This is a genomic window from Janibacter sp. LM (assembly GCF_039631275.1).
Lineage (GTDB): Bacteria > Actinomycetota > Actinomycetes > Actinomycetales > Dermatophilaceae > Janibacter > Janibacter terrae.
Genome location: NZ_JBDIVG010000012.1, coordinates 23,699 through 36,213, shown reverse-complemented (window position 1 = coordinate 36,213; position 12,515 = coordinate 23,699). Strand labels below are relative to the sequence as shown.

Genomic DNA, 12,515 nt, shown 5'->3' with positions numbered 1-12,515 from the left:
CGGGATGGCGCATGGGTTACTCCTATGTCAAGCGGCGGCCGCGAGTCCAGTCGCGGTCGTTGCTTGGTCGGTGGTCAGGTGGTGGAAGACGACGCGAGCGAGGCGTCGTTTGAGGCAGCGCAGGGCTTCGCGGTTGGACATGCCTTCGGCCTTCTTCTTCTCGTAGTAGGCCTTGCCCAAAGAGCCCTGCAGACGTACTTGGGTGATGGCGATGCGGTGCAGTGCGGCGTTGAGCTGTCGGTTGCCGGAGCGGGTCATCCGCACTCGGCCGGCGGTGTTGCCCGACCAGACCGGGATCGGCGCGACCCCGGCATGGCGGGCGAACGCGGCCTCGCTGTGGAACCGTGACGCGCCCGCGGACTCACCAATCAGCTTGGCCGCGGTCAACGCCCCGACCCCGGGCATCGCCAGCAGCGTCGGTGCCGCCTCCTCGGCCAGGAGCGCGATGCGCTTCTCGTACGTCTTGGCTCGCGCGGTCAGCGCAACGATGTCGTCGAGCTCCTCCAACGCCAGCTCGGCCACGATTCCTTCGAGGGTTACCAGCCACGCACGCAGCTGCTGCTGGTGCTTGGCCAGGTCCAACGAGCGAGCTTTGGGGGCCCGGGCCGGGTCGAGCTCGTGCACCCGCCACAGCAGCGAGTTGATCGTCGCTGTGCGTTGCGCGACAAGGGTTTCGCGGCGATCGACCAGCAACTTCAGCTCCCGGGACGTCTCGTCGTGCGAGGCCACCGGCAGCGACGGTTCGCGTAGGTACGCGCGAGCCACGGCCAACGCGTCGATCGGGTCGGACTTGCCACGGGTGCGCGCGACCCGGCGCTGCTCGGCCATCATCTTCGGCGGAACCCGGACCACCTGCTGCCCACTGGTGAGCAGGTCTCGCTCCAGGCGGGCGGACAGGTGGCGGCAGTCCTCGATGGCCCACACGAGCTCGTCGCCGAAGCGTTCCCGAGCCCACGTCAAGGCCTTGCGGTGCCCGGCCGTGACCGCCTCGACCGTGAGTTGCCCGACCTGCTTGCCGACCTGATCGACCGCGACGAATGTGTGCGTGCGCTTGTGGACATCGGCTCCAACAACAACCATGGTGGTTGCCTCCTTCACCTGATCAGTGACTGGACGGTTGGGGCCGGTCGGCGGACACATCTCAGTGGGGGCGATGCCACGCTCCTATCAAGTCACGCCGGCCGGTCCTTCACACCAGGCGTCGGCATAACGCATGCTGATCAGCCCGAAGGCGACAGCGACTCTATGAGCCAGACACCCGGCGCTCAGGATCCAACCACCGCGTGAGCGGTGCAATCACCCTGACACTGACCCGACTCTAGGAGCCCGCCCCCACGCGCTCCCTGAGGAGGTCGCGCAGCGACCGTCTCGAAGGGTGCCCTCAGTCCAAGGTCGTGCGCCGCCGGTGGACCCGAAGCGACAGGAGCAGCACGAGCAGGCCGGCGGCGGACAGGCCCGCGCCGACGAGCGAGGGCGCCTGCCAGCCCCAGCCGGCGGCGAGGACGACACCGCCGAGCCAGGCGCCGAGCGCGTTGGCGATGTTGAGCGCGGCGTGGTTGCCGGCGGCCCCGAGCGTGCGGGCGCGGCCGGCGACCTCCATGAGCCGCAGCTGCAGCGCGAGCACGAAGGCCGAGACCGAGATGCAGATCAGCAGCAGCACGACGGCGGCGGGGACCGGCGAGTCGGCGGCCCGGGCGAAGGCGGCGAGGGAGAGCCCGGTCGCGATGGTCGACCCGACGAGGGTGCGCAGCACGGAGCGGTCGACGAGGCGCCCGGCGACGACGGTGCCGACGAGACCGCCGACGCCGTAGACGAAGAGGTAGACCGGGACGGCGTCGGCCGGCAGGCCGGTCTGGTTGCGCAGGATCGGCGAGATGTAGGAGTACATCGCGAAGACGCCGCCGAACCCGATCGAGCCCACGAGCAGGGTGAGCCACACCTGGGAGTCCTTGAAGGCGGCGAGCTCGCTGCGCACCCGCGCCTCCCGGTCGGCGGCCTGGTGCGGGACGAGGAGCTGGACGAGCACGGCGGTGAGGACGCCGGTCGCCGCGACGAACCAGTACGCGGAGCGCCACCCGGTCTGCTGCCCGAGCCAGGTGGCGAAGGGGACGCCGGCGACGTTGGCGACGGGGATGCCGAGCATGATCCGGCTGACCGCCCACCCGCCGCGCCCGACCGCCACGATGTCGAAGGCGACGATCGAGGCGATGCCGAAGAAGGCCCCGTGCGGGATGCCGCTGATGAACCGGGCGAGCATGAGCACGCCGTAGCTGCTGGCCAGTGCGCTCAGCGCGTTGCCGATGGCGAAGAGGACCATGAGCCCGACGAGCAGCTCGCGCCGGGGCAGCCGGTTGCCGAGGACCGCGATGACCGGCGCCCCGATGACGACGCCGAGCGCGTACGCCGAGATGGTGTGGCCGGCGCGGGGGATCGTCGTGCGGATGCCCTCGGCGATCTCCGGCAGGAGACCCATGGTGACGAACTCGGTGATGCCGATCCCCACGCCGCCGAGCACGAGCGCGGCCAGCGCGACCCCGACCGGTCGAGCGGTGGGCGCGGTCCGGGACGAAGGGGGGATCACGCCCGACATCCTCCCCCAGGCTCTACGCCGCCCCGACCTCGACGGCACCCGCGACTGCCTAGGGCGTGTCTGCTAAGTCCTGGCGCGGTGGGTCAGGATGAGTGTCGCTAACAGGAAACCGCCGAGGTAGGTCACGGCGTACTTGTCGTACCTGGTGGCCAAGCCTCGCCATTGCTTGATCCGGCTGTAGGAGCGCTCGATGGTGTTGCGGTCCTTGTAGACCTTCGGGTCGAACGCGGGTGGCCGTCCGCCCCGGGATCCCTTCGCTTTGCGGCGTGCGATCTGGTCGCGACGTTCAGGGATCGTGTGCTTGATCCGCCGCTCGCGCAGGAATTGGCGGGTGCTGGGGTGGGAGTACGCCTTGTCCGCCAGGAGTCGAAAGTCCATGCCGTGCCCGGCCTTGTCCAGGGCCTGGACCAATGGCGCAAGCATCGGGTTGTCCCCACTCTGGCCGGCGGTCAGCAGCGCGATCACCGGGGTGCAGGTGAGATCCGAGAGAGTGTGGACCTTCGTGGTCAACCCTCCACGAGAACGTCCCAGCGCGTGGTCAGGCGGCTCCCCGGGCACGATCCGAGAATTCGTGTAACTCGCTCCTGCCCCCTGTGTCCCCGGCATCTGGGGCAGCGACCGAGTCTCGACGGGCTCCGGCAGCGTGCTGGTGGGCCCGCACGCTCGTGGAATCGATCGACAGGATCGACTCCAGCTCCTGGCCGTTCAGGCCGAGCTGGTCTTGGGCTGTAACCAGCATCGCTTCATAGGTGCCGTCGGTCGACCAGAGCCGATGGCGTTGCCACACAGACTGATACGAACCGAACTCCCCCGGAAGGTCCCGCCACGGTGAACCCGTTCGGAAGCGCCAGGCGATGCCCTCCAACGTTCGCCGGTGGTCATTCCACGGCCGACCCTGATGACCCCGACACGGCGGCAGCACCGCCGAGATCACCTGCCACAACTCATCACTGATCACATCGCCACGAACCATGACATCCACCCTGCGCCGCCCCCACCCCCACCATTGGCAGACACGCCCTAGGCTCGCCCCATGACGACCACGCAGAACGCCCCGCTCCTGACGTCCGAGATCGACATCGACGCCACGCCCGAGGCGGTGTGGCGGGTCGTCGCCGATCCCCGCGCCCTCGGTGGCCTGAGCCCTCAGGTGCTGCGCACCCACATCGTCGGCGACCGGCCGGTGGGCCTGGGCACCCGCATGGTCAACCTCAACCGACGCGGTCTGCTCGTGTGGCCCACCCGCGCCAAGGTCGTGCGCTTCGAGCCCTCGAAGGAGTTCGCGTTCCGCGTCAAGGACAACGCGGCGATCTGGTCCTTCTCGTTGTCCCCCAACGGTTCTGGCGGCACGACGGTCGTCCACCGCCGTGAGGCGCCGGACGGCACGACCCAGGTCTCCCGCACCCTGCAGGACAAGGTCCTGGGCGGCGTCGAGTCCTTCGACCGCGAGCTCCAGGCCGGCATGGCCCAGACCCTCTCCAACCTCAAGTCCCTGCTCGAGCGCTGACCAGCGAAGGGGGGATCGCCCCCCTTCGTCCGTCCGGAAGACCCCCGCAGGGATGGGTACTTCTCCCCATCGACCCGCACCTCGGCCGGCTCGTAGATTCATCGGTGTCAGACGGGATGGGGATCCTCGGATGGCACCGACGCGGGACCCGCAGGGGGTCCCGGGGTTGACCGCAGGGCGGGACTCCGCAGGGGGAGTCCCGCCCTTGCGTGTGTCCCCACGACGATCCGTGTCGCGCCGGCCCGGATTGTGTGACGATAACCCCATGTCGACACCATCAGCAGGGGGTCCGAGCGGCCCGAACGTCCCACCGCCGCCCGGTAGCGGAAACTTCGGCCAGACGCAGCCGCCGTCCGGTCAGTTCAACTCCCCGGGCCAGGGGTACACCGGACCGCCGCCCCCCGGCCAGGGGTACACCGGACCGCCGCCCGGTCAGGGCTACGGCGGTCCCGGCCCCGGTGGGCCCGGCGGGCAGCCGCCGAAGAAGGGCATGGGCAAGGGCCTGCTCGCCGGCATCGCCGGTGGCGTGGCGCTCCTGCTGCTCCTGTGCTGCATCGGTGGCTTCCTCATCGCCCGCGGTGACGACGACGAGTCCTCGAGCACGACCACCTCGTCGGCGACGTCGAGCGAGTCGACGACGCCGAGCTCGACCACCGAGTCGACGACGGAGAGCTCGACGACCGAGCCCACCACCGAGTCGACCACGGAGAGCTCCACGAGCGAGCCCTCGAGCGAGACGACGAGCGCCGGCGGTGGCGCCAGCTTCCCCGACTCCTTCGACGGCTGGACCAAGGGCCAGACCTCGGACGCGGGCGGCCAGGAGACGGCGGTCTACACCAAGGGCGGCGACACCATCTCGGTCGTCATCTCCGACTCGGTCAAGCCGGCCGACTTCGAGGCGATCTGGGACAAGGACGAAAAGGTCGGGGACCACCACTGCGGCACGCTGCGCTCCACGCAGCAGTGCGCCGGCGAGTCCGGTGGCACGACCTACCTCGTCACCTCCGCGAGCAGCGACTCCGCCAAGGAGGTCTCGGCGATCCTCGGCAAGCTGCTCGACACCGTGTGATCGACGCGTCACCGATCGAGAGAGGGCCCCGTCACCCGACGGGGCCCTCTCGTCGTGCCCGGCGCCATAGGGTGGACGCCATGGCACGGCACATCACCACCTCCATCGACGAGGGCATCGCCCAGGTGCGTCTCGCGCGGCCGGACAAGCTCAACGCGCTGACGCTCGACATGCTCGACGACCTCGTCGCCACCGCCCACGGCCTGCGTGCCGACCGACGGCTGCGCGCCGTCGTGATCTCGGGTGAGGGGGACGCCTTCTGCGCCGGGCTCGACTTCGGCTCGGCGATGAAGGACCCTCGCGGCATCGCGCGGCGCTTCGTGCCGCGACCGTGGCGGGGGACCAACACCTTCCAGGAGGCCCCGTGGGCCTACCGGCGGCTGCCGGTGCCGGTCATCGCGGCAGTGCACGGCCACTGCCTCGGTGGCGGGCTGCAGATCGCGCTGGCGGCCGACTTCCGCATCGCCCGCCCGGACTCGACGTGGTCGGTGCTCGAGGGTGCCTGGGGGATCGTCCCCGACATGTCGGGCGTGCACGCCCTGTCCCAGCTCGTCGGTATCGATGTCGCCAAGAAGCTGTCGATGACCGCCGCCAAGATCTCGGGGGAGCGGGCCCACGAGCTCGGCCTCGTCACCGACCTCGCCGACGACCCGGTGGGGGCCGCGACCGAGCTGGCGCGTGAGCTCGCCGAGCGCTCGCCCGACGCGCTCGCGGCGACCAAGCGGCTCTTCGACCGGACGTGGACCTCCGGTCCCCGGCGGGCATTCGCCCGCGAGCGACTCGAGCAGCTCCCGCTGCTCCTGGGCCCCAACGCCGCCCGAGCCCGCAAGGCCAACCTCGAGCGCACCGCCGCCGAGTACCTGCCCCGCCAGCGTCGCCTCGTCCCGTGAGCGGCGGACCGCAGCAGCAGACCGGCTTCCTCCCGATCGTCCCGGAGGGTCTCCCCGAGGGGTGGACCACCCGCGTCCCCGACGAGGGAGACGTCGAGGACCTCATCGCCCTCGTGTCCACCGCCAAGGAGGCCGTGGACGGCTCCGGTGCGGTGGAGGAGGAGCTCGTCGCCAGCGAGGCCGTGGGCGAGGCGTCGTGGACGCGGCGCCAGGTCGTCGTCGTCGACCCGGCCGGGGCGATCAGGCTCTGGGCCCGCGTGCACGACCGCGCCGCCGGTCGCTGCAACATCGACCTGACGACCGACCCCGCGCTGGGTGCCGAGGTCGAGGAGCAGCTCGCGCCGTCCGTCCTCGCCTGGGCGGAGGAGGTCGCCCTGAGGATCTCCCGCGGTCGCGGTCTCGGGGGCACGCGGCTGGACATGTCTGTGCACGAGGACGACGAGCGCCTGCGGGGTCTCCTCGCGGCCGACGGGTTCGAGCACGTCCGCACCTGGCTGCAGATGAGGCGGCCCACGCAGCCCGGCGACGAGGAGCTGCTCGAGACGCACCGGCGCGAGGGCGTCGTCGTGCGCCGGGTGGCCCGGCGCGAGGACGGCACGCCGGTGGCGGCCGACCTGCAGGCGGTCTACCGGATGATCGAGGAGTCCTTCGCGGACCACTTCAACTCCTACCGCGAGTCCTTCCCGGAGTTCCTCGCCCGGCTGCGCGAGGCGCCCGGTCACCGGTGGGACCACTGGTGGATCGCGGACATCGAGATGGAGGGGCAGTGGGTCCCCGGCGGAGCCGTCGCTGCGGCGGTCCTGCCGCCCGACGCGTCGGGGACCGAGGGCACCTACATCGACTACATCGGCGTGCACCGGCTGGCCCGCGGGCGCGGGGTGGCCAAGTCGCTGCTCCACGCGGTCATCGCCGACGCCGCGGCGCGCGGCCGCAACCGGGTCTCCCTCGAGGTCGACGCCGACAGCCCGACCGGGGCGGACGGCATCTACGAGTCCATGGGGTGGGTCACCCGCTACCGGACCGAGTCGTGGCAGCGGGACGTGCTCGCCGAGGGCACCGACGCGCCCGTCCCACAGGCCCGCCTCGACGAGTAGCTCGCCGGGGCCGGGCGCGCGTCAGTCGAGGACGCGGGTGGTCTCGATCGTGAAGTCGTGGGCGCGCAGGCGCTCGACGAGCGGGGCGGCCATGGCGACCGCGGGGGTGAGGACCCCCCCTTCGCTGTCGAGGTCGTCGAGGGCGAGGCAGAGCGCGGCCTGACCGAACATGATCGCCGTGCCGCTGTAGCCCGGGTCCGCGTCGGCGGCGACCGTCGTCGCGTACCGGGCGCCGGTGGTCGTGCTCGCGACCACCTCGACGGCGAAGCGGCCCCGGGTCCGCGACTCCTCGTCGGGACCCTCTCCCGGGGCGGGCAGGAAGCGGTCGACGACCTTGCGCGTCGGGCCGAAGGCGAGCCCGCCGACGAGGCCGAGCAGGCCCACCGTCATGCCGGTCGCCGCGAAGGGGGCCTTGGCGCGGGTGCCGAAGTCGGTCACCTCGTGGTAGCGGAAGGCGCGTCCGTAGCGCCAGCCCAGGAGCGCGTTGGAGCGGCGCACGACCCGGGTGTTGTACGAAGCCATGATGAAGGGGCCGGTCCAGTGCCCATCCTCGGTGCGCCGGACCGGCAGGCGGGAGCCGAGGCGGCCGAGGACGCTGCGGACCCGGCCGCGCTGCGCGGCACCGGCGGTCGGCACGCCCGCGCGGTCGGCGCGGGTCGGCTCCGCCGACCGGTCGGGGCTCAGGGCGTAGGGGTCGGCGATCGCCCGGCGGTCCTCCGGGGACTCGCTGGCCGCGATGACCTGGGTACGCATCGAGTCGATGGTGCCGCCGGAGAGACCGCCCTTGAGGCGCCGGACGAAGAGCACGGTGTCGGTCAGCTCGCCGGCGTCCTCGGCGGCGGCCACCCGGGCGGTCTCCCAGACCGCGAGGTCGGACGGGACGGAGTCGAAGCCGCAGGAGTGCACGATCCGGGCACCGGTGCGGCGGGCCACGTCGTGGAAGGCCTCGGCGCTGTCGCGGACGAAGAGCACCTCGCCGGACAGGTCGGCGTAGTGGGTGCCCGCCACCGCACAGGCCTTGACGAGCTCCCGCCCGTACCGGGCGTACGGCCCGACCGTCGTGGCGACGACGCGCGCGTGCTCGGCCAGGTCCGTGCAGGCCCCCGGGTCGGCGAGGTCCACGACGAGCCGGGGCCACTCGGCGGCCCGCCCGCCGAGCTCCGCGGCGAGCGCGTCGAGACGGTCGCGGGAGCGCCCGGCGAGCGCGATGCGCAACCCCTCCGGGGCGTGGTCGCGCAGGTGGCCGGCGGTGAGGCGCCCCACGAAGCCGGTGGCCCCGACCAGGACGATGTCGTACTCACGAGCGGTGACGGACGAAGTCATGCTCTCGACACTAACCGCATTGCCCGGCAGGAACATTCGCGTCCTGTGCGCACGTCGTCACGGGGTGAGGGTTCCCTCCGGGGGTCGACTCCGCTAGGAAGGGGGGAGGCGGTGCGCCGCACGTCACCGACGACGAAGGAGAAGCACATGACGCAGCCTCCGAACGAGACTCCCGACGTTCCCGAGGAGGCCATCGGCGGGGTGCCCACCGAGGCGCCCACGACCGGTGGCGACGGTGGCGCGGACGGCGCGGCCGGTGACGGTGGCGCGGACGGCGCAGCCGGTGACGGTGGCGCGGACGGCGCGGCCGGTGACGGTGGCGCGGACGGCGCAGCCGGTGACGGTGGCGCGGACGGCGCAGCCGGTGACGGTGCTGCTGGCGACGGTGGCGCCGACGGCGGTGCCTGAGTGACCCCACGCGAGGAGGCCGGTGCCCCGACGGGCACCGGCCTCCGCCGCGTCACGGACCTCGGCCCCGAGGACTTCGCGCGGGCCTGGGGACGCGAGCCCCGGCACGTGCCCGCCGCGGCCCTCGGCAGCGACTTCGTGGACCTGCTCGACACCCCGGCCGTCGACGACCTGCTCTCCCGGCGCGGCCTGCGCACCCCCTTCCTCCGGGTGGCGCGGGAGGGGCAGACGCTGGCCGACGCGGAGTTCACGCGCGGCGGTGGCGTCGGGGCAGGCGTCGCGGACCAGCTGGACGACACCGCGCTGCTGCGGCTCTTCGCGGAGGGCCACACGCTCGTGCTCCAGGGGCTGCACCGCACGCACCCGCCTGTGCTGGACTTCGCGCAGGACCTCTCTGCGGACCTGGGGCACCCCGTGCAGGTCAACGCCTACGTCACCCCGCCGCAGAGCCGCGGGTTCGCCGCGCACTACGACGTCCACGACGTCTTCGTGCTCCAGTGCGGCGGTGAGAAGACCTGGCGCCTCCACCCGCCCGTCCTCGAGCACCCCCTGCGCACCCAGCCCTGGCAGGACCGCCGCGCCCCGGTCGAGCAGGCGGCGCAGGAGCAGCCGCGCCTCCTCGTCACGCTCCGCCCCGGCGACGTCCTCTACGTCCCGCGCGGCTGGTTGCACGCGGCCGAGGCGCTCGGCGGCGTGAGCACGCACCTCACCGTCGGCGTCCACGTCTGGCACCGCGGGCACCTCGCCGAGGCCGTCCTCGACGCCGCACGGAGGGGGGTGGCCGCCCGCGCGGAGGCGCGGACCCCCCTTCGCCCCGGGGTGGACGTCGCCGACCCCGACGACCTCGTCGACGACCTCGCCGTCGTCCGCGCTGCCCTGCTCGACGCGGTCGCCGCCGTCGACGAGGCGGCCGTCGCGGCCCAGCTCGCCCCCCGCCAGCGCGCCGCCCAGCGGCCGGCGCCCGTCGCGCCCGTCGCCACCACCGAGGCCCTCGCGGGTGAGCCGGTCGTCGTTCCCCGGGAGCACCTGCGCGCCGCCCTCGAGCCCGACGGGGAGGGCGCGGTCCTCGTGAGCCGGGCCGGCCGCCTGCCCCTGGACGCGTCCGAGGCCGACGCCGTCACGACGTGGCTGGTGGCCGAGGAGCCTGCCCGGCTCGACCCGGCGCTCGCGCGGCGCCTCGTCGTGGCCGGGGTGGCCGTCCCGCTCACCGCTCCGCCCGCGTAGGGTCGCCGAGGTGAGCCCCGACCCCTCCGCAGAGCACGTCCGGTGCTCGATCGCCGCCCGTGAGCGCGGCGACGTGCCGGTCGGCACGGCCGTGCCGGCGCGGTACTGGATGCTCGTCACCCACCCCGGCCCGTGGCCGGTCAAACCGATCACCGCCCCGCCCCTCACCGAGGTGGGCGACGCCCTCGCGGCGGCGCTCGACCGCTTTGGCGCCCGGCTCCAGCTCATCCGGCGGCACGGCCGCCAGGAGCGCGAGGTCGTCGCGGCCGACGGCAACCCGGTCTTCCTCGTCGACGTGCGCCGCGGGCTCGTCGGACGGGCCACGTGGGAGCGGCCCGAGGACCTCGTCGAGCTCGCCGGGCGCTTCGACGACCTGCCCTCCCCGAGCGCCGAGCCGCTCTTCCTCGTGTGCACGCACGGACGCAAGGACGTGTGCTGCGCCATCGACGGCCGCGTCGTCGCGGCCGTGCTCGACGACGCCCTGCCCGGTGCCGTCTGGGAGACGACCCACCTCGGCGGTGACCGCTTCGCCGGCAACGTGACGATCCTGCCCGAGGGCTCGATGTACGGGCGCCTCGAGGGTGACACCGCCCCGCAGGTCGTGCTCGACCACCTCGACGGACGGGTCGACCTCGAGCGGTGGCGCGGTCGCTGCTCGTGGCACCCGGCGGCCCAGGCCGCCGTCCACGACGTGCTGCGCGAGGGTGAGGTCCGGCTGGCGGACATCGCTGTGCCGCAGGTCGACCCGATCGGCGAGGAGACGTGGCGGGTGACGGTCACGGCGGGCGGGAGGACCTCCCTTCGCCGGGTCACCCGGACGATGTCCGAGGCCCACGTCCTCACCTGCGCCGGGGTGCCCAAGCAGCAGGCCCTGTACGACGTGCGTCCGACCGACGGATCCGGCGTCTGACCCATCCACGCGAGCGACTATTCTCGGCGCCCATGACGACGACGCCGCAGACCACCGACGCAGCAGACGAGCATCTCGCCGACTGGGCAGACCGACAGGCCAAGGCCGAGGCCATGATCCCCGCCGTGGGTCGCCTCTACCGGGAGCACGGGGTGGTCACCTCGATCCACGGCCGGCCGCTCATCGGGCAGTCCTCGACCGAGATCCTCAAGGCGCACCGCTTCGCCCGCCGCGTCGACGTCGAGCTGACCCTCGACGACACGCTGCCGATGATCGAGGCGCTCGCGGCGCTCGACCTCGGTCCGGCCTCCGTCGACATCGCCCGCCTGCACCGCCGTCGCCTCGAGACCGGTGAGGGCCTCGCGCTCGAGGACTTCCTGCGCGCCGAGCTCGGTGACGTCGTCGGCGGTGGCTCCGGTGGTGGTAGCCGCCAGAGCACCGACGTCGTGCTCTACGGCTTCGGCCGCATCGGCCGCCTCCTCGCCCGCATCCTCATCGAGCACGCGGGCAACGGCCAGGGCCTGCGCCTGCGCGCCGTCGTCGTGCGCCGCGGTGCCGACAACGACCTGTCCAAGCGCGCCAGCCTCCTGCGCCGCGACTCGGTCCACGGGTCCTTCCCCGGCACGATCACGGTCGACGAGGACAACAACACGATCCTCGCCAACGGCACGCTCATCCAGGTTATCTACTCCGACAGCCCCTCGAGCGTCGACTACACGCAGTACGGCATCAACGACGCGATCGTCGTCGACAACACCGGCCGGTGGCGCGACGAGGAGGGCCTGTCCCAGCACCTGCAGTGCCCCGGCGTCTCGCGCGTCCTGCTCACCGCCCCGGGCAAGGGCGGCCTGCCCAACATCGTCAGCGGCATCAACGACGCGATGATCGGTGACAGCAAGGTCGTCACCGCTGCCTCGTGCACGACCAACGCGATCGTCCCGACGCTCAAGGTCATCAACGACGAGTACGGCGTGGTCGGCGGCCACATCGAGACCGTCCACTCCTTCACCAACGACCAGAACCTCATCGACAACTTCCACAAGGGTGAGCGTCGCGGCCGCTCCGCGGCCCTGAACATGGTCCTCACCGAAACCGGTGCCGCCAAGGCGGTCGCCAAGGCGCTGCCCGAGCTCGAGGGCAAGCTCACCGGCAACTCGGTGCGCGTCCCCACGCCCAACGTGTCGATGGCGATCCTCAACCTCACCCTCGAGAAGCCGGTCGAGCGCGAGACCCTCAACGACTTCCTGCGCCAGGCCTCGCTCTACGGCGACCTGCACAAGCAGCTCGACTACATCGACAGCCCCGAGGTGGTCTCCACCGACTTCGTCGGCAACCGCCACGCGGGCATCGTCGACGGCCGCGCGACCATCACCGCTGGCGACCGCGTCGTCCTCTACGTCTGGTACGACAACGAGTTCGGCTACTCGTGCCAGGTCGTGCGCGTCCTCGAGGAGATCGCGGCGGTCCACCCGCCGGTCTTCCCCGCGGTCTGAGCGGCGG

At 72.4% G+C, this 12,515-nt stretch carries 11 protein-coding genes and 1 pseudogene; 8 read left to right on the top strand and 4 right to left on the bottom strand.

Annotated elements, in window-relative coordinates:
- Positions 1 to 27 precede the first annotated feature (27 nt).
- The 3 genes and pseudogenes from ABC138_RS08295 to ABC138_RS08285 all read right to left on the bottom strand — a co-directional run bounded on the left by ABC138_RS08295 (position 28) and on the right by ABC138_RS08285 (position 3,563).
- Entirely contained in the window at positions 28 to 1,098 is a 1,071-nt protein-coding gene (locus tag ABC138_RS08295) for an IS110 family transposase (protein ID WP_345913326.1), read from the bottom strand.
- A 283-nt stretch (positions 1,099 to 1,381) separates the two neighbouring features.
- Positions 1,382 to 2,581, bottom strand: coding sequence for an MFS transporter (locus ABC138_RS08290; protein WP_345913323.1), 1,200 nt, complete (start codon positions 2,579 to 2,581; stop codon positions 1,382 to 1,384).
- Positions 2,582 to 2,653: 72 nt separating this feature from the next.
- A pseudogene (locus tag ABC138_RS08285) lies at positions 2,654 to 3,563 on the bottom strand (IS5 family transposase).
- 60 nt (positions 3,564 to 3,623) lie between these two features.
- On the opposite strand from ABC138_RS08285, the gene ABC138_RS08280 reads away from it, so the two are divergent.
- The 4 genes from ABC138_RS08280 (at position 3,624) to ABC138_RS08265 (ending at position 7,150) form a co-directional block, all read left to right on the top strand.
- The gene (locus ABC138_RS08280; RefSeq protein WP_338539256.1) at positions 3,624 to 4,097 is read left to right on the top strand and encodes an SRPBCC family protein; all 474 of its coding nucleotides are present in this window, start codon (positions 3,624 to 3,626) and stop codon (positions 4,095 to 4,097) included.
- A 265-nt stretch (positions 4,098 to 4,362) separates the two neighbouring features.
- Complete coding sequence (locus ABC138_RS08275) at positions 4,363 to 5,166, top strand: hypothetical protein (protein ID WP_345913320.1); 804 nt, start codon at positions 4,363 to 4,365, stop codon at positions 5,164 to 5,166.
- A gap of 80 nt (positions 5,167 to 5,246) precedes the next feature.
- A complete protein-coding gene (locus ABC138_RS08270; RefSeq protein WP_068328420.1) occupies positions 5,247 to 6,056 on the top strand; it encodes a crotonase/enoyl-CoA hydratase family protein in 810 nt (269 codons plus the stop codon).
- A complete protein-coding gene (locus ABC138_RS08265; RefSeq protein WP_345913318.1) occupies positions 6,053 to 7,150 on the top strand; it encodes a GNAT family N-acetyltransferase in 1,098 nt (365 codons plus the stop codon). Before ABC138_RS08270 ends, ABC138_RS08265 begins: the two co-directional genes overlap by 4 nt.
- A gap of 21 nt (positions 7,151 to 7,171) precedes the next feature.
- Here the strand turns inward: ABC138_RS08265 and ABC138_RS08260 are convergent, their stop codons facing one another.
- On the bottom strand, positions 7,172 to 8,473 hold the full coding sequence (locus ABC138_RS08260; RefSeq protein WP_345913316.1) for a saccharopine dehydrogenase NADP-binding domain-containing protein: 1,302 nt from the start codon (positions 8,471 to 8,473) through the stop codon (positions 7,172 to 7,174).
- 147 nt (positions 8,474 to 8,620) lie between these two features.
- On the opposite strand from ABC138_RS08260, the gene ABC138_RS08255 reads away from it, so the two are divergent.
- From ABC138_RS08255 to ABC138_RS08240, 4 genes are read left to right on the top strand one after another with little or no spacing between them, the layout of a single operon-like run.
- On the top strand, positions 8,621 to 8,881 hold the full coding sequence (locus ABC138_RS08255) for a hypothetical protein (protein ID WP_345913314.1): 261 nt from the start codon (positions 8,621 to 8,623) through the stop codon (positions 8,879 to 8,881).
- A complete protein-coding gene (locus tag ABC138_RS08250; RefSeq protein WP_345913312.1) occupies positions 8,882 to 10,105 on the top strand; it encodes a cupin domain-containing protein in 1,224 nt (407 codons plus the stop codon).
- A 10-nt stretch (positions 10,106 to 10,115) separates the two neighbouring features.
- The gene (locus ABC138_RS08245; protein ID WP_345913310.1) at positions 10,116 to 11,015 is read left to right on the top strand and encodes a sucrase ferredoxin; all 900 of its coding nucleotides are present in this window, start codon (positions 10,116 to 10,118) and stop codon (positions 11,013 to 11,015) included.
- Between the two features lie 32 nt (positions 11,016 to 11,047).
- Positions 11,048 to 12,508, top strand: coding sequence for a glyceraldehyde-3-phosphate dehydrogenase (locus ABC138_RS08240; RefSeq protein ID WP_068328437.1), 1,461 nt, complete (start codon positions 11,048 to 11,050; stop codon positions 12,506 to 12,508).
- The last annotated feature ends 7 nt before the right edge of the window (positions 12,509 to 12,515 follow it).